The organism is Bradyrhizobium sp. USDA 4452 (assembly GCF_054063575.1).
Genome location: NZ_JBSSGK010000001.1, coordinates 6279608 through 6301467, shown reverse-complemented (window position 1 = coordinate 6301467; position 21860 = coordinate 6279608). Strand labels below are relative to the sequence as shown.

Here is a 21860-nt window from a genome sequence, read left to right as displayed (position 1 = left end):
CATGCCTGCGGGTCAACAGGGGTTTGAGCACCGGCTAAAGCGAGCTACAAATCGATTCCTCTGATCAGCGTTCCGCAAAAGTGGATGGACCGATCCGGCGCCCTGACGTCAGTGTTTCGATGAGGATGATGTACCGACCAGCTGCGAGGTTACCGCTTGGGAAACTGACAGAGCCAACATCGCCGTCGAAATCAGGCGTGTACTCACGCCCCACCTCTGCGATCTGCATCGATTGGGTGTATGGCCGGTCAAGCGCACGCGCGATGGAACGCCTCGCGCGCGCTGCCCGACGAGCATTTGGAATTGCAGCCAACTGTTTCTTCACCGAGGTTCGGGATAGATGCGAACGCGCTGGCGTCCTTCGCTTTCCTCCAACTCGCCCCTATAAGGCATTCCTCGGATCTCGAAATAGCTCGGCCGCCCGGGCGCAGGCATGATGCGCTCGCCTTCCAGAACGCGGACGAGATAAGGCGGAAGGAACCGCTCTCTGTGCTCCCAGCCGCCCCGGATCAGATGGCCAAGATCAACTACACCTTCCCCGGGTCGTCTTGCGCTTACGATCGGCGCTGGGCGGTGTAGCGGCCGGGATGGCCCGGCTTCGTTCATCCCGCCAATGCGCGGGTGATGGATCAGGCGAATATCCCTGCGACCGCCCGCTCCAAATGTCGCCGAATAGCGCTCCCCATTAATCGCAAATTGACTTGGCCCGAACTGGTTTGGCAGCAGATTGATGTTGCCCAACACATCGATCAACACCTCTGAGGCCGCCTGGGAGCCGTGGCGCCAATCCACCCCAACGATCGCTCCGATGTCCCGCAGCTCCGGAGTCGCCCCCGGTGGACCCGCGAACGACGAAGCTGCTGCAAATTCAGGTGGCGCAGAGCGCGCATCGTCGCGCAAATCATGCGGTGTGGGTGGATCCAGATCAACGAAGGACTCGAGACCGCCGTAGATGTTGGACGATCGAGGCCTCAGGGACGAAGGCGATGCAGGTTCTTGCATCTGCTGCCCAAGCCAGGCCCAAGCTCCCTGGCTTGGGGTGGCCGGAGTGGCAGGAAGCTCGAATGGCGGATGAGCCTGCGCGGCCCAGTGCGGCGCAGGCATTGGTGAGGCGGGCCCGTGGATCTGTTCACCAAGCCAATCCCAGGCTCCAGCACTCGGCGTCGCAGGCGTTGCGGGAAGCGGTTGAGATGAGCTGGTCTGCCGACCGCTGTGCGGCGCCGGCGTCGATGAACCGGGCCCGTGCATTTGCTCTCCGAGCCACTGCCAGGCTCCTGCGCTCGGCGTGGCTGGCGTTGCAGGAAATTCCTGTGGTGAGTGGGCCTGTGGAGTAGCCCCCCCAGAAGGCTGACCTGCGTCCTCAGGAGGCGGCAACCCAAGAGCCCTGTTCGCCTCGAGGATTTGCTGGTAGTGCCCAAGCCTCACCAGATCAGCGTTGATCTTGCCGTCCTTGGTTTCTTGCTTGTATTCCTCGACGTCTTGAACGAGTCCAGGGGTAGAAAGTCGGCCGGCGATCGGCTGTCTGTCGTGCGTCTGCAGCCACTCACTCAGCCTGAACATACGGCGAGTTTGCCTATCGATCGTCTTGGGATCGATCCTGCCGGTTGCCTTTTCCGCCGCCGCCCACATGCGGATGAAGCTTGCGTCCTCAGCACGAGGGGCCAGTCGGCGGACATCGGCTGCCAAGGTGTTTCCGGCGCCTACTTCACGAAGCTTCTTCAGGGCCGCCTTGATGCGCCTGCCGCGGTCCTTTGCGTAGGTGTCGACGTCCTCATCGAGCTCAGCTTCCAGCTGGTGGTTTTCCACATCGGGATTTTCCAGCTGCGCATTCTCCAGTTCGCGGCGAATTCGATCGGCAAGCGAGAGCCTGCCGGCGTCGCTCAGGCGCGCGCTCAAATGGCGCAAATCGGCTGCCGCGTTCTTGATCGTGCCGTCGCTGAGATTACCCGCCGCCTTGTTTCGGAAATCCTCGATGAGCTCCTCATCGGCCCGCAAGACCCCACGGGTCCGGCCTGGCTGCCTGGCGTGATCAATTCGTAGATTCGTCGAAATGACGTCAGACTGCCCCGCGTCGCGCGACGACTTTGCGCTGCTGCTCCCGCCAAGGGCCTTGCCAAGTCCCGACTTGAAGCGCGACCATAATCCTCGGCTTTTTCCACTCTTGGCCGACGCGGCAGACTCAGCCTCCGGAAAGCTGTAGCGTGCGCTGCTGAACAGATCATCTCGCAAACTAGACTGCGGTTGCGCCGAAGCGGGAAGCTGAACGCTGGGAATGTCTACGCTCCGGCGCGTGCCGCCTAGCGCGCTCTCCCTAGAAGTGGAATGCGGCGGCGCTCGCATCGAACCGCCGAAATCGTCCCTCCGCACTGCTCGACCACCTGCTGCGGGAGGCCGATCAGGCGAAGTTGAATTCCTTCGATCAGACGGATCGAGGGTCAAGTCATGCAGCCGCCCTTCAAAGTCACCCTGTTCGCTTGGGCTACCCGCCCGTTGCCCAGTCCGCCCCTGAAGGGCGGCGTACTCGCGCATCCAGGCTCCTGAATCGAAGAATGGGTCAACCGGATCCATCCTGCTCTCCTCATGTTTGCATGGACCCTGCAACAACCCGCACATCCTGGATTACAGCCAGGTAGCAGTTCGTTCAGCAAGGGTCGGATTATCTGATTGTTGTAGCCGCAACCTTTCCAAAAGCTGACGAGATCAGGATATTGCTGCGCGCAACAGCGCCTTCGCATCGTCACCCGCCTGACGACAGGACGGTTCGCTCCGGTTTTGCCGAACCTCTTCGCCGGCCGCGAATTGGTCGACGGATATAACAATGGATCGCCTGTCGATCGTGCGCCGAATTCAAACATTACGGCGGGATTTACATAGCCTATACCAGTCTCCGACAGATAATACGTGACGAGTATCTCGTCGTCCGTGGCATCAACTTTGGCGGCGAGCTTGTCCTATTGCAGGCGCTCATTGATGACGGACAACGTCTTTTAGATGACGCAGTTTTGACTGAGAACCGCAAGGCTTCCCGTGCAGTCTCGAGACTGCCCCACTGGAGCGCGCGCACGACCTCACCTGCACGAGGGCTTGTCCATCGTAAGCTGCCGACGCGGCGCATGCTTGAACCGCACGACTTGCTTGCCATGATGGAGCAGGCGGGAGGCGCCCGAAGTCAAATAGACCTGCCGAACAGTTAGCTGCCTCGTCAACCTGAGCCCGTTGGCTGGGCAGCGCCTCCGGAACTGATGATTTCACCGCGGCGCCTTGGTCTCTCAACAGCTTTTCGACCGATGGAGCTCTCGTCCCATAGCGGCTTTCGGCCGTACGCCCTCCCCCGCCTCGCGCGCGGGATTTTCGTCGCTCGGCAAAACCGAAAGGCCCAGATCGACGGCCGCGCACTTTCCAAGGTGCAAAAGCACGTTGGCAGCGATGGAGGAGGCTTCACGATCGATCTTTACGTGCCGCCGCAGAGCAATGATAAACAGCTCTGCGGCGGTCGGAGCATCATAGTTCGAGGCCATGCTCTGCCAGCACGCGCTCCATGACCTCGCGTTTGATCTCGCCAGCGATCTCGTTTCGGACTTGCGCTCCAAGCACCCGCTCGGCATCCGCGTCGCCCGGCAGACCATGCTCGGCCAGTCGCTGACCGAGGCGGCTTTGAAACTCCTCGCCCATGGCTTCGAGCACCCGGTCTTGCATCGTGGCATGTTCGTCTGGAGAGATGCGCTCCAGCACCGTCTCCCAGGGTTGCCAACGGCTTGCCAAGTAGTCGCTGAACTCGCTTGCTTCGCGGCTCCGGACCAGGTCCAGCGCCTCCGTCGCATCATCCTCGCTTACGTCCGAGACCGCCAAGAAGCGCATGTCAAGAGCGACGTGACTGAGCTCCAGCGGCTCGCGCAGCCGATGTTGATAGGCCAAGTAGACCTCGACGTCGTCTACGTTCGGGTTGACGCTAGCAAGCAAGTTGACCCTGTCGCGCGCGATCTCGTCCAGCGCCTCCAGGCGAAACGCGAGACGGCCGCACTGGACCAGTTCGCCAAGCCGGTTGTCATATAGCCCATTCTTGACCTCAGCGTTGATGCGCGCCGTCTGCATACCGTTCCAGTGCAACGTAACACGATCCTCGCAGCTGGTGTTAGCCTCGGAAGCCTGTGCAAAGAACTGCTCGCGCAATCCCTCATTGGCGGCCGCCTGCCGCAGATCATCAGCCACGGCCTGCCGAAACGCGTCATTACCGTAGTTCACAGTGCCACGTAGCCTTCCCAGAAACTGTGCGTAGTCCTGGGCGCCGGGCTCATCGGCAAAGTGCTGCCATTCGGCCAGCGCGTCCGGGTCGTCTGCGAGCCAGTGTGCCGCAGCCTCATGCAGGGATTGCTGCGCAAGCTGGGGTGGTGGCGCTTCAGCCGCCGCCAGATGACCGAGGACGTCGTCCGGCAGCGGGTTATCCCCGAACTCGGGGCTCTGCAGATGCGGGTAGTAGAGGCTATTCATCGGCACGAGAGCATCTAAAAGACCTTCAGGCAGGCTGGTCAGCCGGTTACCGCTGACGTTGAGCGACTGGAGCGTGCTCGGAAGTGGGGCGGGAAGGCTGGCCAATTGATTGCTGCTGACATTGAGTTCAATGAGCCGCGACGGGAGCGACTCGGGCAGATCGGTCAACTGATTGCCGCCGACCGCAAGCGAGGTGAGCCCGCTCGGGAGAGCGTCCGGCAGGCTGGTTAGCCGGTTGTCGTTCGCGTTCAGGATTTCGAGCGCGGCCGGAAGGTTGGCCGGCAGACTGCTCAATCTATTGTCGGCGACCTCCAGCTCAGTGAGGGTCGCCGGAAGGTCGTCCGGCAAACTGGTCAAGCGGTTATGGCTGATGAAAAGACGCCGGAGACCGGGTGGGAACATGGTGGGCAGGCTGCTTAGCTCGTTGTGCCTGGCGCGCAGTTCCTGCAATCTTGGCGGCAGGGCGGCGGGCAAAACGGTCAGCGAAAGCGAGGACAAATCCAGCGAGTGCGAGCCTGTGTTCTCCGTATTCCTGATTCGTGTGCGCCCCTGCCGCCGATTCTCGGCCCCGCCCTGCCCCACTTCGGCAACCCAGTTGTCGATGACCTGCGCGCGCGCGGAAGCCGGGATCCGATAGCCCGTCAAGCTTTCGACCAAATTCGCCACGGCGCGGTTGAAGCCGCCGAGGTAGCTTTCCTGGTCCGCCTCTTCGGAAGGCGCCGAGGAAGAAGAACCTGCGTTCCACTGTGCCCGTACCGCGTCCATCAATTTCTCCATCATCAGAAACAAGAATGCCCCCCGCGGAGCGGGCGGTTGCACCGCGCGAATGTCACTTGATAACCGCTATAAGTGCTCTACGGCCCCGTCCGAGTGGGTACGGGTTCACACGAGTCCAAGCGCGGCAAATGGATCGACATGGATCGGCGCTGCTGCAAGTTTTGCCGCCATTTCGTTGACCAGATAAGTCCGGTAGGACCCGTTCCTGGGGCAGCGTTCCGCCGTTAACAGCCCTACCTGTCGATCAGCTGACGAGTGTCGCTGCAGAACCTCTGGATCGCTCGTTTGCCACTGGGATGAGCGCAGCACGTGTAGGTTGGAGATAACAGCCCTCGGCGGAGATCGAGTCACTGTTCCAGAATCGTCGCAGCGGCAGTCATTCGGCTTCGATGTCGATCGTTGTCACCTGACGGTGAAAGTCTGTCAGCTTATCGAAAGCTAAGTGTCTTAGGTACAAGAGCAGGTCACCATGGGCTGAGTCTGCTCAGTTTCATAAGGAGGGTGAGTTGGATCCTTTTGAGGCAGGACAGATTCAGCGCGGCGGAGGCGTCCCTTCTGCATCTTCCGGACAAGAGGGCGGGCAAAACGGGGCGGCGGCGCAGTGGAACGCAGTCGTGACCGGCTACGCCGCAAACTCCGGGCACTCAGTCCATGCAGAGAACGACGAAGACGAGGTGCTCGAGAATTGGGCTGCTGAACCGCAGGTTGGCCCGCTCGAGGATCGGGACGAAGCAGTACGCCGAGTGAATGCTCTCGGTGAGGCCACTACACTGAATCTTGAATCGCTGTCCCTTACAAGCCTGCCTAGGCTTCCGAGCGCCATCGTTTTGCTTGACCTGCCGTTCAACCGGCTGACCACTCTGCCCGATAGCCTCCCTGCTTCGCTCCAGCGTCTTGACGTCAGGGGCAATCAGCTGACCAGCCTGCCCGCACTTCCGACCGAGCTCAGAGCCCTCGACGCGAGCTTCAACCGGCTGAGGAGCCTGCCTGAGGTCCTACCTGCTGCGCTCGAGCTTCTCGGCCTCAGCCACAATCAGCTGCAGGATCTGCCCGAGGTCCTCCCTGCTTCGCTCCAGTTTCTCTACGCCAACCACAATCAGTTGACGAATCTGCCGGCGGTCCTTCCTGCCACGCTCCAGTTTGTCGACGTCAGCGAAAACCAACTCACGCGTTTGCCAGAGACCCTTCCTGCTTCAATTGAGTTGCTCGATGCCAGCCAAAACCAGTTGACGAGTTTGCCCGAGGACCTGCTAACGCAGTTTCGAGCAAATGGCACGATAGGTCTGACTGAAAATCCGTTGCCCGAGCAGGTGTTAGCGAATCTGGGTACAATACTTAACGCCGGTGACTATGTCGGTCCGACCGTCTACCTTTCGCGCGATGACGAGAGTGAATCGTCCGGGATGGAAGATGAGGCGGCCGATGCTCTCATCGAGAAAGTCGCAGACTGGCTCCGCGGCAATCCACAGGAGGCTGATCGAGAGGTGCTGGCAGCTTGGCAGAGCCTTGCTGAAGAGCCGGGCGCCCGGGAATACACGCTCTTCCTTGGCAAACTGTTCGACTCCGTGAACTCAGGTAATGAAGAATTCCGCCAGTCGGTCGCCGATGATCTGCGGCAGGCGGCGAACGACCCGCAATTGTGCAAGCGCTACTTCCAACTGGCCCTGGACGCCAACCAGAGCTGCGAGGATCGCCGAACTTTGACTTGGAACGGCATGCAGACCGCACGGCTCATCGCAGAAGTCGAGAACGGCGCCTATAACAACAAGGCCCGGCTTCCCGATCTCATCGATCTGGGGCGGGTCATGTTCCGCCTGGACGCGCTGGAGAGAATTGCGCGCGAGAAGGTTCACTCGCAAGGCTCGGGCAACAACGTCGAAGACGTCGACGCCATTGAGGTCTTTCTTGCTTATCAAAATAAGCTCCGCGAGCGGCTGGGATTGCAACACGTCGCGCCGAACATGCGCTTCTTTGAAGTCTCCGGCGTCACCGACGCAGACGTTGATAGCGCAGAGACATCCGTGCGGGACAGGGAGGCGGCGGAATTCGCCGACTATTTGGCGGTGGACTGGCAACCTTGGGACGACGTTGTGCGTCACATCGCCCCCAAAGACCATGCCACGGCGCACGACGAGCTCATTGCTGCAATGGGGCCGGAGTTCGCCAGGCGGCTGCAGCAACAGCTCACCGACAAAGGTTTGATCGGGGTCGAAGCTGACCTTGTCGAGGATGCCAAGCTGGAGTTGGGTGCCGCAGTTCGTAGGGAAATCGCCCGTGAGATCAAGGGCGCTCTCAGAGACAAGGTGCTCAATGATCACGGCCTCAAACTGTAAATCGGCTTTTGCTGCGGGAAGCTGCTAAGTCCCATTGCAGTTTCCCTCTGGTGGATGTCCTCGGCCGCTACCCCGAGTGCCGCATGGATAGAGCGAATTGCCGAAATCACAGAGAAGATGCGCGCCTTTGTAGGGCTCCCGATCCAGGATGGATGAACGTCTTACTCCAACGTAGTTGCCTCGCGGTATCGGCTGACCGAGCCGACCGCTACTGGCTAAGCTACGATGGCCCTGAACATCACCGGCCGAGCGAAGATAGCCGCGAAGCATCAGATCACTTCGTTGTCCGTAGCGCTTGCCGACACTGATCCGCCAAGAGGAACAAGATGATCTGCGAGCTGAAGCGGGCGCATGTGGGCCGACCGCGAACCGATGAGATCGTCGCGTCGGCCCCTTTCTATCGGTTTGACCGCGGCACCAGTGGGTTGCTGTACAAGACTCTCCATGACAACTAGGCTCTCCTCCCGTCATTCATCCGAGGATCACCGTCGAAGCCCTTCGCCCTGAACGCTGCTCTGTGTTCTATCATGATGGTTCGTTGGCAGCCAATCTGTGGCGCCTCCGAAGAACACGCTCAGCGACCATCGCCCAGCTTCGCCATCTGTCAATTGATGGGAGTGAGGCTCGCGGCCTGAGGGGTTGGCCCCGACGCCGAAGGATCTGTATTCAGCATAATAGCTTGTCTTCAACGTATTGGTCTTACCGGGCGTCCATTCGCGCCACCCTTCCGCGATCACGGGGGCATCTATTTTCGCCGACAGGAAGACCACTGTGGCGTAGGGGCGCCAAGGGCGGCCAAGTGCGATATAGCCCGCAACAGGGTCGGCAGTTAGCCTGCAATGATCAAAAACATAGCCACTGTCCTCATCCGGCGCTGCCTTGCTCTGAGCGGTATAGATGACCGCTTGATTGGCGATGCCGTGCAACTCACATTGCCGAAACCAGGCCTTGGCGTTGCCGAATATAAAATCGACATGCCCCTCGATGTAGCACTTCGAGAAGAATTGTCGTGACATTCGGCCGTTCGGTCCCTTGCCGGCAAACAGCGTGTCCTGGGCGCCGAGCAGGCGGACGCGCGTAATGACGTCCCGGTCTCCGGTAACTGACAGCGCTACTGCTTGGGAGGGGGGATTGGCTGGATTGAGGGCGTAGTCGTTCTGGATGGTCAGATTTTCGAGCCGGAAGTCATCGCCAGCGGCATCCAGTGTGGCCGAACGCGCGGTTCCTCCCGCATTGATCGCGCCGTCGCCATACACAATGACCGTATCCTCCGGCTTGTTGCCAGTCCCCACGATATGAATACCGGATTTTGAGGTGTTGACCTTCTCGCGATAGGTCCCCGGCGCGATCCGAACATCCCCGCCTAGCGCCGGCAACGCGTCGATGGCTTCCTGCACGGAGTGATAGTCAGCATTTGCGGCATGCGACACCAATAATGCCTCGGCGTATGCTGCCGGGACACAGAAACATCCAGCCAGAAGCGCGGCGAACATCAAGAACATTCTCATTTGATCTTCCCCTTGGTCGCGTTTGCGGCGCCTTCGCTGCAGTCGATGTAACGCGCGGCCGCGAGCTAACCCTGAGGATCCTGAGCGCAACTCTCTCAATGTCCGCCCTTGCGAACCAGTCGCGCAGCGGGGCGCGCGCCATGAGGCTTTATGCCGCCAATATCGGCAATCCAAGCCCATCGATGCGGCCTCTCCGCTCCGACGTTCCGCACCGGAGTCGTAGGCTTACCGGTCGGTGTCTCGGAATGCGCTGGAACAAGCGTCCGATCCGCGCGACAGCGGTTCTGCAGTTCGCCCCGGCAGCGGCGGCGATACGTCAGAGTGATCGGCGGTCACCTTTGCATGTTCGAGCTGCCAGGTCGCGGAACTGGCAAATCGGACATCCTCGAGTGTTACGTCAAGGGCATGCCGCTCGTCTACGCCACGCATCATCAGCGCGCCATTGTCGCCACGCACATGGCGCAGAACAATCTGCCGATAGACCGGAATCCGCGAGCCCTGTGCACGTGGATCGTATTTCGCATCGAACGCCAGCGGCCACCGGTTGCCCCTCAGGCAGATGTTTTCATAAGTCACGCGCTCGACCAAACCGCCTCGACTGACATCGCTCTTGATGCGCAGACCAGACGTCGTTCCGTCCAGCGTCAGGTTACGCACCATTATGTCGCTGGCCCCGGAATTCACCTCACTACCGATCGACATGCCGTGCCCCCAGCCGAAATAATTATCAATGATGGAGATATGGCTGCTTGAGCCATTATCGCCGGCCTTGATTGCGACGTTGTCGTCTCCCGTTCGGATGAAGCTGCGGGTGATGGTCACATCCTGGCTCGCGCCAGGGTCGATGCCGTCGGTATTGCGGGCGTCCGCCGGGGCATCGATCGTGAGACCCCAAAACGTGGCACCTTCGACCCGGTTCATCGCGATATGAAAATTGGGCGCATTGCGCAAGGTGACACCCGCGAACGTGATGTCTTGCGCATGATCGATCTGGATCAAGCGCGGGGCGTTTTGGTTGCCGCCTTCGGCTTGGGCGCGGCGGGCCAGCTGCCACCAGGTTTCGGCGCCGCCGACCATTGTTGCGCCGCCCTGACCATCGATGATGCCGTCCCCGTAGATACCGCCGCCACGGGTTTTGGAAAAGCTGATGAATGGCCGGCAACCATCGCCCTTGCCCGAGATGCGACCACACTGTCCACGGCCCTTGTCGTAAGCAGCCGGTTCGGGGATGGCGATGAGCTTGGCGCCTCGTCCGATCCATAACGTCACGCCCGATTTCATCTCGATAGGACCAGACCGGAACTCGCCCCGTCCTAAATAAACGGCGGCCCCCGACGGGCATTGGTCGATGGCATCTTGCAAGGTGACCGTATCTTGCTTGCCGGACGGCACGGGCCGGTCGCACACCGTCTGAGGTGCAATAGGTTCGGTAACGATGCGACGATCTTGTGCGTTGGCCGCCGGACAAAGAATGATCCAGGCGATGATGAATAACAGACTGCATGCTCGAAAAGGCTTTGTCATCGACCTCGTCTCTTCGCCGCGTGGATCGGTGCGGCCCTATTGTCTCACGTGCGCGACCTGGTCCGTCGCGGCTCGCCTCACTCGCCGCGCAAGATGACATTTATAAGACGCAGAGGATGCATAGACTTTCACGAGCTCGCAGCAGCATTGCTGCAAGGGACGATGAACGGTCCTGCAAGGGCCGCGTAGGATTTCCAGCTTCATAGCGGGGAGAGGCTTGCACGCCCGTGCCGCCTTGCAGGAAGACTTGCAGGTCGGCCAATAATCCGCTGCCGATGTTTTCAGTCATTGATTGAGAGCCGGTCAGGTGCCGACACAACACTCCCTAGGCTACAAATGCATCTTTATCCAAAGCTCCAAGAGCACTGTGCGCGGAAGCAATCCATTTATCGAAGCAAAGCCGGCTGAAGCCAAGGTGGCACGCTCGATACCGACTAGACGTGCCGTGGCGCGCCGCGAATTAAACAGGCCGCCATAGAGAACTCGGGGCGTCGGCGGCGATGCCTCGTGGTGTCCAATAGCCGGTCGGCAAGCGGCGAGGCGGTTGATGATCCGCGGCTCAGGATGCCGGCTCATCGTCAAGCAATCGCCGAAGCTCTCCTGGTGGCATCTGCTCTTGGTTCAATATGAACCGATCTGGATCCGCGGAGACCGGCAAATTGCCGCCTGGCTGATTTATAGCAATCGGCGCGGGGTGATCATCCAGCAGCGCGCGGAGCTCGCCTGGTGAGAAGGGCATGTCGACAGTGTCGGAACCAGCAGCACAATTGGGCGACTGGCCGGTGAACGGGTCTGCTCTGCCGGGCGCGGGGGCAGCATCAAGCAGTCGACCAGGCTCGTCCGAAGAAAGCGGCAGGGAAGCGAAATTGAAGACATCTGAATTGATCGGGACTGAGAACCGATCTGGGGCAGACGTCATGGAGTCATCATCCAGCAGACGCCAAAGCTCCCCAGGCGAAAACGACGGTGGAGCGATGACAGAGGCTTTTGCATCTGCCGCGCCTGCTGCCTCGTCGGCGAGTTGATTTGGCTGTGGCGGCATGGGTTCATTATCTAACAATCGCGACAGCTCCCCCGGTGAAAGCGGAAGGGTTGCGAAAATAAGCGCCTCCGGATCTATTGGGCCTGCGGCGTCGTCGGCGAACGGAACCGGATTGAACCGAGCGAGCTCATCCAGCAGTTGCGGACGCTCCGCCGGAACAAACTGCCAGGGGCTTAGGGCCAACCGCCCTGGATCGATGGCCGTCAGCGAATGCGGGAATTGACCATCCAGCACTCGTCTTCGCTTTTCCGGCCGCCTGGCGGAACCCTCTGGATATGACCTCAATTCTTCGCCCAGGACGGGAAGCGGCAGGGAGGTCGATTCCGGTCCGACCGCAATTTGCTCCCGAAGCTCCTGCTCCTTGCTCAGAAGTTCTGGAGTCTCGGCTACGACGGACGACTCGTCGAGATCATTAACCAGCAGCTGGTAAAGCTCATTGGGAATGAGATCCGAACTTGACGAGCCGGCGGCGGCCATGCTTTCGGCCCGCTCAACGCCGTCTGATGCGAAAGGCCCGCCCTCCAAAGCTCTCCCCTCTCTTCGATGCTCGCGGAGCGCCCCGAGCGAACCCGTCATTCTCTTCCAGTTCTCTGGGAAGGCTTCCTGAATATATTCGTGCAGCGCATCATCGCTTGTTCCGGCAAGCGTCTCGCGCCGCGTGGCGAGACTCTTCGACAGCTTGCGAAGGGTCGTGTGATGATGCTGGGCGGTAGGCGGCGTCCAGTGCTTGCGCTTGATACCTTCGTTTATGACGCTTTCGATAAGCGGCGCATCAGCCTCAGTGGCAGCAATAGGTGTGCGCCCGGCCCCCGCTGGAGCTGCGGCACGCACGCGCCTGACCCTAACTACCGATGAACCACCGCGCTGTTCTTGAAGCGCCCGCAAAGCGATACCTACGTGCTTGTTCTCCTTGAACACCGTGTCCGAGAGCTGATTGAGTGCATTATCGTCGCTGGCTTCGAGCGACTGGCCGCGCTCGCCGAGGTAATTCGCCACCTTGTAAAGCATTTGAACATACTTTTCGGCCGTCAACGGTGCCAGTTTCCGGCGAGTACTGACACCGCTCATCATCTCGTGAATGTAATGATAGTCCGCGCGCGAGACATTCGGCGGCGGCTTGCGGCCGGGGCGTCGGGCAGGCCCAGCGGGAACGGCCACACGCGCTGCATCCAATTGCCGCTCGAAGGCGTATTGTTCCCCCTGGTTGGGTTGCTGCTCATCTCCAACAGCATGCTGTACCGATGCCGGAGGTGCTGCATGGAATATGTCGAAATTGCGCGAGTCCACGCCAGCCTCTCATCCCGAATCAGTAGGTTAGTCCTTAATCGAGTAAGCTTTCGAGAAGCTGACGAGGCTACGGCCGGCGCCGGGTCGCATTCGCCTTGAGACCCCCTCTTCCTGCGTCTCACGAATTTACGTGACTGCCGCTTACCCGCTCCCTTCCGGATCGCATTGTGATCGCTTGCAGCGACTTGATCATCGACGCGATGCAGGACGAGGCATGGGCGGCATCACCGGTCAGCACCGCCCGGGACATCGTAAGCCTTGCCCCACGGCCGCGGACCATCGTGATCATTGAACGCCCGCTCCAGACACGTCTACCCGCAATTCGAACGACCCGAAGACGAACTAAGACGACCACTCGCCGTGTGTGCAGGTGGAGAGCTTTCAACATCCGGCGAAATCTGCGTAAGCCCCCGAAACAGGAGGCTTTCGTCAAAACGCTACGATACGGTCCTCTACTCCCAGCAGCGCCACGCTTCACAACGTCCGAGCCTAGCGCAGGGCCGCCCCCGTTGCGCAGTTCGCCTCCCGGGTTCGCAACACGATGCATCCAGAGGTCTTCGCCAGGTCCATGACAATACCTCTCGTCCGCGGCGGCAGCTTCAACGGTCCCATGACCAGCTCGAAAACGCCACAGCAGCATTCTGATCAACAGAATCATCGACGCTTCGGGATTCGCGCGGTCGCGTGTTGGGTATTGAACTATTGACTGCAGAGTCGCGCTGGCGTTCATCGATCGGCGACGAGACCGATCGACCCTCAAGTCTCCGCTCGAGCTCCGCCAATTCGGCCTTACATTCGGCTATAACCGATTGGGCACAAAGCATCTTGACCTTGAGCTCGTCCTGTTGCCTGAGAAGTTGCTCAGGATCCCAATCGTCCTGCATCGGCTCATCAATCCTTTGCCAGCGCAAGCTCCGATGCCTCGTCATCGCTCAGCTTCAAGCGAAACGGCTCGGCCTCTCGCCGTCGATCGATGCTCGCGCCTGCGATGTTGGTGAAAGGTCAGGCGGTAGATCGCCTTCGAATGCAACACCTTCAATCTGGTATGCACATTCGTGCCGCGCACCTTGCAAGGTGTTGGTCGCGGCCGTCAAATCTAACCGGGATCTGAAGGTGACAAAACGTCGCCATGCAGGCGCGCGCGGTGGAGCGCGGCCGGTAGGACCTCTGAAGTCGAACGAATCCGGAAAACTTCATTTGAAAACCCGTATGAGTTACTGGAGATACATCATGGCCGCATGAATCTTCTCACATCTTTCAAGCAATCGACATGCCGATGGTGCTTGAGAGTTCTTCACTGAAGAATGATGCGCCTGTCGCAGCATTTGCTCGCTGTAAAGGTCCTGTTGTCGCGATTGAGACAGACGGCGTCTGAAACGCGACAGCCGAAGTCGCAAGCACAACGCTCATAACAACGACTGCTTTCCTTGGCGGCCAAACGCTCTCACCATTTTTGAGCGGAGCGTCATCAATTGAGAACATGCTATCAGCAATGACAGTGCTGATGACCCGACCGTCATTGCAGCGCGAATGTAGTATCAGCAAAGCAATTGGCTGAAGCGCAGAATCCGGAGCGGTGTCATTCAATGAGAAAGACGGGGGACGACACGCACCGATCATCCTGGCGTCACCAGTTGGCCAAATGGGTGACCCGCCATCGCCTCAGTGGCGAGCTCGCCGCAACGGCGACACTCGCGACCCCAATCGCGCTCACGCAACTTGCGCAGATCGCGATGATGGCGACGGATCTGGCCTGGATCGGCCACATCGGCACCGAAGCCCTCGCGGCAGCCGCGCTTGCCGGCATGATCTTATCGGTTGGCCTGACCTTCGCAGCTGGCGTGATCTCGGCAGTGGGGCCACTCGCGGCGCAAGCACGTGGCGCGGCAAACACAGCTCTGGTACGGAGCTCGCTGCGCATGGGGCTATGGATTGCACTCATTCTATGGGCGCCGATCATGGTTTTGCCGGTGCAAGGCGAGCAAATCGTGCTTGCGCTTGGCCAGGAGCCAGCTATCGCGCGCTTAGCTCGGCAATATCTGCTCGGGCTCGCCTGGGGCATCTTGCCTGCGCTGTGGTTTTTGGCGATCCGCAGTTTCATGGCAGCGGTCGATCGCCCGGCGCCGGCCTTGTGGATCACACTCGCCGCCATTCCGACCAACGCACTGCTGGCCTATCTGTTGATCACCGGCAAATTCGGCTTGCCGCAACTTGACTTGTTCGGGGCCGGCCTTGCGACCAGTCTGGTGAACAGTGGGACCTTTCTGGCCGGCATTTGGTTCGTTACATACTGCCGTCCTTTTCGCGACTACCAGGTGCTCCGATATCTTTTGCGTTTCGATTGGCCATTGATGCGGGAGCTCCTCGTGGTCGGCACTCCGATTTCGGTCGCTATTTTCATGGAATCGGGTCTTTTCTCTGCGACCGCCCTCCTGATGGGTGTGATCAGCACCACCGCGGTCGCCGCCCATCAGATCGCATTCCAGGTTGCAGCCGCCCTGTTCATGATCCCGTTTTGCATCGGAATGGCGGTGAGCGTGCGCATCGGGCACGCACTCGGCCGCAACGATCTATCAGCTATCAGACAAGCTGGTTTTGCCGCCATGCTGCTTGGCGTCCTGATCGCGGCGGTCGCTACGATTGCGGTGGTCGGCACGCGCTTTGAAATCGCCGAGCTGTTCGTCGACCGATCGGCCAGCAACGCGGACGCCACGATCAAGCTGACGGCAGCTCTCATCCTTGTCGGAGGGAGCTACTTCATTACAGATGCGCTTCAGAGCATTGCCGCTGGTGGCCTACGCGGCTTAAGGGACACGCGTGTGCCGCTGCTCTTCGCAGGCATCGCTTACTGGCTGATCGGCCTTTCGGTCAGCTACGTGCTCGGCTTGAAAACTGGCCTCGGTTCGATCGGTATCTGGATCGGCTTGTCCATCGGCAAGGCCGTTTACGCGGCGCTCCTTGTGATACGTTTGCGTCTTTTGGCGAACAGGCCTCCTGTAGCAGCCATGAGCCAGGCTTCAGCTCGAGCGGTGAGCCAGCCATGAGCCGAAGCTATGGCCCGCGACCAGAAAATGCGCGTGAAGGACAGGCTCCGCAGTCTGTGGAGCGCCACGGAGCGGTTCCTCATTCTCTTCGGACAACACAGGCAGCCGGCTCCTAGCCTATTCCTGTAGTCAGGCTTCGAGATCCGAATCTCCGGCCCTCTTGTTCCTGAAGTAGAAGAGCCCCTGCCGGACACGGGGGCCTCGAGAAGGAGAGGCTCCAGCCCTATGGCGTCGGCGGCTGAAGCCCCGCCGAAGAGACCCAATCGTCAATGTCTGCTGCAATTTCCGCGGTGCGGGCTCGCTTCAGCAGATTATCTCGCTCCGCTCCCGCAGGCATGGTCGCCGCCATTTCGGCAAGACCTCTTGCGAATATGGCCAGGCGGTCCTGCAGTGACGTTGTTTGCCTCGCATGATTTCGCTTTTTCCTCATTGAAGCGCTTCCTCGTTTCAAGCGTCAGCGTCGTCGCTCTGCGAATCTTCGAGCAGCATAGCTTCCGACGAGATTTTGCGGACGCGATCTCGCTACCGTTTCTGATGCAAAAGACAGGCCACTCCATATTGGCTAGGGTTTTCGAAGTGACTTACCCCATTTGCTTCTTGGGCTAACATGCAGCCGGGGCTTTGGCTTGAGGTGATCGATTGACCGGCATCGCCCATATCGACAAGATCTTTGCCTTCCTGCTTGCCAATAGCAGCCGGAGCAAAGGCGTCGGCTGAAGGATGAACGCGCCTTGATTGACCACATTCCGCCTGCGAGCTGAACCCTTTGTTCGACGGTGAGTCCCTTTGGACGGGATGAAGCAGCTATGGTGTGTTTCTCAGCAGGCGGTCGCGGTCGACGAAAATCCATCCACGGCGAATGCAATGCGCCGCTGCCCCCCGGCATTCAGGACACCCGGGCCGCACATTGCACGATCTCCTGTGCTGGAGCGGGCGATCACAGTACGGCCCCCACGGAAAACAAATGCAAGGATCGGTGCGCCACTTTTTGTAGCCGGGAGGAAGGCCGCCAGCTTCTCGCAAGCTTGCCGGCGTAGCTGTGCTGCCACCGTCCGCGGAGCGAGAAGATCATGGACAATCCTTTCCCATCCAGTCCGGCAGCTTTGATGCAGGTGCAACGGGCCGCCGCGGAAGATCGAAGCGGGCGAGGCGTTCGAGCAGCAGTTGACAAGCGCCGGCGAGCCTCACGAGGAGACCGCGCTGTACGCCGGACCAGTCAGTTTCCCACCAGCAAAACGGTTCAAGGTGACCTGCCTCCGAATATTTCATCCGGATGGAGTTATGGTCCGGCCTGAGCAGCAATCTCGAGACCGATGCAGCGAATATGGAATTGAAATATTTGAGCAGCTGCGCAACGGCGCAGAATCCTCACCGAGCGAATGAAGAGTAGCTTTGCAACCGTTCATGGCGGATGACCTGACGCTCGTCAGCTTATCGACAGCTGAGCTTCGTAGCATACGGACGTCTCGATCTAGCCGACAGAACTGCCTCATCGGCTGAGTCTAAACATGTCATGGAGTTCAATGAATACCGAACGGGCTCAGCCTGGCGCTGGCATACCTTCCGAATCCGAAAGCACCGAGCCAGCGTCTGCGGCCGCCGGGCGCTGTCCCTCATGCCTGCCCCAGTGAGCGTCAGCCTTGACGCGGTGGGCCACAGGAGCGGCCGCCGCCGACCTCGTCTCGTCGCAGGATCGCGTCCTGGCGAGCTGGGCAGCGGAAGAGGGGCAGGGCGAAGACGAGAATCGGCAAGCGGGGGTCAACCGGACGAGAGCATGGCGGGACGAGGGTGATGTCAGAGACGAGTTGGATTTGTCGTCATTGTCCCTGACCGCCTTGCCAGCCTCACTCCCGCCCAGGCTCCGGGCCCTCAACGTCATCGGTAACCAGTTGGGCAGCTTGCCGGCCCAGCTTCCGGGCGGACTCCGGGACCTCTACGCCTCTGACAACCGGCTGACCAGCCTGCCCGCTCTTCCGAGCAGGCTCCGGCACCTCCACCTTATGGCCAACGAGCTGGCCAGCCTGCCGGCAGAGCTGCCATCCAGGCTCCGCAGCTTGACTGTCGATGGCAACCAGCTGACCGATCTGCCCGCCCTTCCGGCAACGATCGAGGAGTTCTCCGCCTGCAATAACCAGCTCACCAGTCTGCCCGACCTTCCAGCCAGGCTCCGCCGCCTGGACGTCAGCGAAAATCAGCTGACGAGCCTGCCCGATCTTCCGGCAAGGCTGCAATACCTGGACGCTGGCAACAACCAGTTGACAAGCCTGCCCGACATTCCGGCCAGACTTCGATACCTGGACGTCAGCGAAAATCAGCTGACCAATCTGCCAGAGACGCTCCCGGTCAGCCTTGAAATGCTCGGCGCCAGCAATAACCAGCTAACCGGCCTGCCCGCGACCGTGCTGACGCAGCTCGGCAGCGCGTCCAGCATCGACCTGCGGTCGAATCCAATACCGGCCCCGGTGCTGGCCGATTTGGCGTCAGCCACGCGAGGTGCGGATTATGCCGGCCCGCAGGTCTTTCTGTCCGGGCCGCTACAACCGGTGGGACATCAGCCGCCACTCCTGCACGAGGTTGTCGCGGATTGGCTCGCGGACGAGCCCGGCGCAGTGGACGCGTGGCAAGGCTTCGCCGAAGAGCCGGGTGCGCAGGACTTCGCACTGTTTCTCGAAAGGCTCGCGGGCACCGTGAACTATGGTCATCAGGGGTTCCGCGACCAGGTGGCCGAAAATCTGCGACAGGCCGCGATGAGGCCTAACCTGCGCGAGCAGTATTTCGAGCTGGCCAATGGAGCGACCGCATCCTGCGAGGACCGCATCACCTTGACCTGGAACGGCATGCACACGGCACGCCTGAACGCTGATGTCAAGGACGGGCTCTATGACAATCGGCTCGACCAACTGGTCCAACACGGCCGTGTCATGTTTCGTTTGGGGGCGCTTGACGACATTGCACGCGAGACGGTCAGCTCGCTGCGTCGTGCCGACCCGGAGGCCGATATCGACGAGATCGAGGTCTATCTTGCCTATCAGACCCAGCTACGGGACCGGCTTGAACTGCGCCACATCGCCCCCGATATGCGCTTCTTGAATCTCGCTGAGGTCACGGCGGACGACATTGCCAGGGCTGAGGCGTCGGTGCGGCAACAGGAAGCGACGGGTTTTGCGGATTTTCTGGCAACGCGCTGGGAGCCCTGGGATGCGGCGGTGAGGCGGATCGCCCCCGATGATCATGCCGCGGCGCGGGATCGGATTGCCGATGCGATCGAAAATGAGTTTCCGGCCCGCTTGAACGAGCGACTCGCGGAGCATGGCCTGAGCGATGATGTCGATGCCCAGAGGGTGGTCGGGGCCCAGATCCTCAGCGAAATCGCTCACGAGATCAAAGGCGAGCTGATGCATAAGGTTCTCCGGGAGCACGGCCTCGAGCCCTGATCGATGCGACCGTGCCCCGGATCAGGCAGTCTCGCTTAATCGCTCCAGGATGAGCGATTGTTCAGATTGAATGGACACGTGCAGTTGCCGTCTGCTGACCGCCTCCGACCACCACTTCGGTGCATTGTTCACTCGCCGGCCGTACCCAGGAACCTGCAATTCTCAACTTGTAAGCGACGCCAGAGTTCAAGGCCATTGCCCGCCTGGATTTCGACGAAGAGACCTTATTCGTCAGGTGCGAATACAAGGCTGTGCCAGGTCACGACTGGCATAGCCCTGGTCGAACTTGATCACGCGCAGGATACTTCGGCAGTGCGGCCAACGAATCTTCTTTCCCGTTGGCGGAGGGTTTCACAGCGCACTCAATGCCCAACGCGATCGTCTGGCGTCGGCTTCGCGGCACACGGCGCTCACCGTAGGTCTGCGACCAGGATCGCTAGTGCACCCGCCGCACAGCTACCGGGCCGGAAGGCTGCCACTGATGACCATCCAATCGGCCCCCGTGCGGCTCGCCATCAGAATGTCGATGATCCAAAGTCACTTCGGCGCTCGGTGCGAAGCCATGCCTGCTGGAAGGCCGATGACGTAGGCGTAACGGACGATCGCAGCCAATGTCGTCCCGTACGAGTGCCAGCAGCAACGTTGCTGCTTCGTCAGCTTTTCGAAAGCTTGTTCTGGTAGAATGTCTGTTCAGGTGAACTTGGACGTGAGGCTACGTGGACCCGCACAATTGTGACCCATCCAATGTAACAGTTTGGTCGCAGGTGCAGCATGCCACCTCGGAAGAACAGCAAGAGGGTCGGCGAGGCACCAGGCGTTTGAGCCGTACTTGGCGACGGCACTCCCAGCCGGCAGCGGTCCATGTCCTCATCAGTCTGAAGAAGACCGGCTCCGAATTGATGACGCGACGAATAACGCAGCAGCTCGGGCTCAGTAACATGCACACATTAAGCCTGCATACCACCGAACTTGGCCGATTGCGGGCATGTTCTCCGCTTTCGACGTCGAGCGTTTGATCTGCGCAATCAGCAATCCTATCGCTCACGTCAACGAATTCCAATAGCCGAAGGATGAAGGCGCCGTTGAGCAATCTTCGCGATTGCTGCGAGCCCGCCGCTCGCTGTGGATTCCACCCAGGCCCCTCAGAAAACGACGAGAGTTTCATTGAAATGATGACGCGTGCCAATCGGCGCAGCGAGGCAGCCCTTGACTCGTATCGCCCCGCTCTGCGCAGATTCTCCGAGGCGCTTCTTTTAGAGGGCCAGACGATATCTGGACTGGACCATGACGCGCGGGTCAAGTCCGCTCGGAGGCTGTTCCCGCACGACAAGAATCTCATCTCCGCGCTGAATTTATTTCGTGCTGCGGAGCTCCGCGATAAATTTGGGTCGTGATGCGGAGCCCGCCTCAGGTCCAAGCGCTTCGAGCAGGCAGATGAGCATTGCAGCTTGGCGGAGTAGTCCTCCATAGTCATTTGCCAGCTTCGGTTGAGTTGGGCGACGCGACACGTGACCACTTTTTGCCTTCAAGAGCATGTCGCTCTGTGGAAACTCGCTCGTGCCGTGGCGTTGGCAATGAACTCACCGTCCGACCTAGCAGGGGCCGATCGGCTCGCGCTGTCCGACAGATGACGGACGATATCCAGGTACGGCGCATCGGCGCCGACGAAGTGGATAAGCGTTTGGAGCGTCTCGCCGACATCCTCATTGACTGCGTCGCCCATGGCGACTCGGTCAGCTTCCTGCCACCATTAACTCGACGACGTGCGCTGGTGTACTGGCGTAGCGTCGCAGACGCGGTCATCAGCGATGGATGCGCATTACTAGCTGCGGAAGATGGCGCAGGTCAGATTGTTGGCACAACCCAAATGATACCTGCCGCGTCTGAGAACCAATTGCATAGCGCCCGAATCGTCAAAGTCCTGGTTGACGGAAGTGCACGCCGCCGCGGCATCGGGCGCCGGCTCATCTCGGCTGTCAGCGACTTAGCACGAAAGGAGGGAAAGACGTTGTTGACGCTCAGCACGACAACAGGTTCTGCCGCCGAGCGTCTTTACGCCAGCGAGGGATGGCAGCGGGTAGGTATCATACCCGGGTGTGTGCTCGCCCCTGACGGAACATATCGCTCGGCGACCTTCTTTTACAAGCATCTCTAATGCCGCGTCGTAGCTGAATTCAGCGTTTGCTATTCACGGCCAAGATCTGTCCGGTCCCGTCCTGATAAATCATCATCGTCGAGGAACATTACTGACATTACCGCGGTATTTTATGGTTTTGTGAACAACGACGATTGGGCTCTCGAGATAAGAAATCGAACGGATCAGACGGTAGATCGTTCAACTGCCGCGCGGCCTGTTCATCACCATGCCGAGCCGACGATCGGAAAGTGACCTCGAATTTCCGCTCTCGATCTCATTCAACGTG

Annotated in this window: 10 protein-coding genes; 4 read left to right on the top strand and 6 right to left on the bottom strand. The window is 60.0% G+C overall.

Annotated features, from left to right (window positions below; genetic code table 11):
* Positions 1-321 precede the first annotated feature (321 nt).
* Together ACVISU_RS29635 and nopM are read right to left on the bottom strand one after the other, a co-directional pair.
* Complete coding sequence (locus ACVISU_RS29635; RefSeq protein ID WP_456709278.1) at positions 322-2229, bottom strand: hypothetical protein; 1908 nt, start codon at positions 2227-2229, stop codon at positions 322-324.
* Between the two features lie 1272 nt (positions 2230-3501).
* Positions 3502-5265, bottom strand: a complete 1764-nt coding sequence (nopM, locus tag ACVISU_RS29630) for a T3SS effector NEL-type E3 ubiquitin ligase NopM (protein ID WP_456710932.1) — start codon at positions 5263-5265, stop codon at positions 3502-3504.
* Between the two features lie 506 nt (positions 5266-5771).
* Between nopM and ACVISU_RS29625 the strand changes: the two genes are divergently transcribed.
* A complete protein-coding gene (locus ACVISU_RS29625) occupies positions 5772-7598 on the top strand; it encodes an NEL-type E3 ubiquitin ligase domain-containing protein (protein ID WP_456709277.1) in 1827 nt (608 codons plus the stop codon).
* Positions 7599-8080: 482 nt separating this feature from the next.
* Here the strand turns inward: ACVISU_RS29625 and ACVISU_RS29620 are convergent, their stop codons facing one another.
* The 4 genes from ACVISU_RS29620 to ACVISU_RS29605 all read right to left on the bottom strand — a co-directional run bounded on the left by ACVISU_RS29620 (position 8081) and on the right by ACVISU_RS29605 (position 12959).
* Positions 8081-9106 (bottom strand): pectinesterase family protein, encoded by a 1026-nt coding sequence (locus tag ACVISU_RS29620; protein ID WP_456709276.1) that lies wholly within the window; start codon positions 9104-9106, stop codon positions 8081-8083.
* A gap of 225 nt (positions 9107-9331) precedes the next feature.
* Positions 9332-10630, bottom strand: a complete 1299-nt coding sequence (locus ACVISU_RS29615; RefSeq protein WP_456709275.1) for a glycoside hydrolase family 28 protein — start codon at positions 10628-10630, stop codon at positions 9332-9334.
* 100 nt (positions 10631-10730) lie between these two features.
* Entirely contained in the window at positions 10731-10919 is a 189-nt protein-coding gene (locus ACVISU_RS29610) for a hypothetical protein (RefSeq protein ID WP_456709274.1), read from the bottom strand.
* Positions 10920-11189: 270 nt separating this feature from the next.
* A complete protein-coding gene (locus tag ACVISU_RS29605; RefSeq protein WP_456709273.1) occupies positions 11190-12959 on the bottom strand; it encodes a hypothetical protein in 1770 nt (589 codons plus the stop codon).
* A gap of 1634 nt (positions 12960-14593) precedes the next feature.
* Here ACVISU_RS29605 and ACVISU_RS29600 point away from each other — a divergent pair.
* The 3 genes from ACVISU_RS29600 (at position 14594) to ACVISU_RS29590 (ending at position 21592) form a co-directional block, all read left to right on the top strand.
* Entirely contained in the window at positions 14594-16003 is a 1410-nt protein-coding gene (locus ACVISU_RS29600) for an MATE family efflux transporter (RefSeq protein ID WP_456709272.1), read from the top strand.
* 2000 nt (positions 16004-18003) lie between these two features.
* On the top strand, positions 18004-19437 hold the full coding sequence (locus ACVISU_RS29595) for an NEL-type E3 ubiquitin ligase domain-containing protein (RefSeq protein WP_456709271.1): 1434 nt from the start codon (positions 18004-18006) through the stop codon (positions 19435-19437).
* A gap of 1627 nt (positions 19438-21064) precedes the next feature.
* Positions 21065-21592: a GNAT family N-acetyltransferase gene (locus ACVISU_RS29590; RefSeq protein WP_456709270.1), complete on the top strand. Its 528-nt coding sequence runs from the start codon at positions 21065-21067 to the stop codon at positions 21590-21592.
* Positions 21593-21860: the final 268 nt, after the last annotated feature.

Excerpts from the sequence above, each read along its gene's own strand:
- ACVISU_RS29620 (WP_456709276.1), bottom strand. The coding sequence starts at position 9,106 with ATGAGAATGTTCTTGATGTTCGCCGCGCTTCTGGCTGGATGTTTCTGT.
- ACVISU_RS29590 (WP_456709270.1), top strand. The coding sequence starts at position 21,065 with ATGACGGACGATATCCAGGTACGGCGCATCGGCGCCGACGAAGTGGAT.
- ACVISU_RS29595 (WP_456709271.1), top strand. The coding sequence starts at position 18,004 with ATGGCCAACGAGCTGGCCAGCCTGCCGGCAGAGCTGCCATCCAGGCTC.
- ACVISU_RS29615 (WP_456709275.1), bottom strand. The coding sequence starts at position 10,630 with ATGACAAAGCCTTTTCGAGCATGCAGTCTGTTATTCATCATCGCCTGG.
- nopM (WP_456710932.1), bottom strand. The coding sequence starts at position 5,265 with ATGGAGAAATTGATGGACGCGGTACGGGCACAGTGGAACGCAGGTTCT.
- ACVISU_RS29610 (WP_456709274.1), bottom strand. The coding sequence starts at position 10,919 with ATGACTGAAAACATCGGCAGCGGATTATTGGCCGACCTGCAAGTCTTC.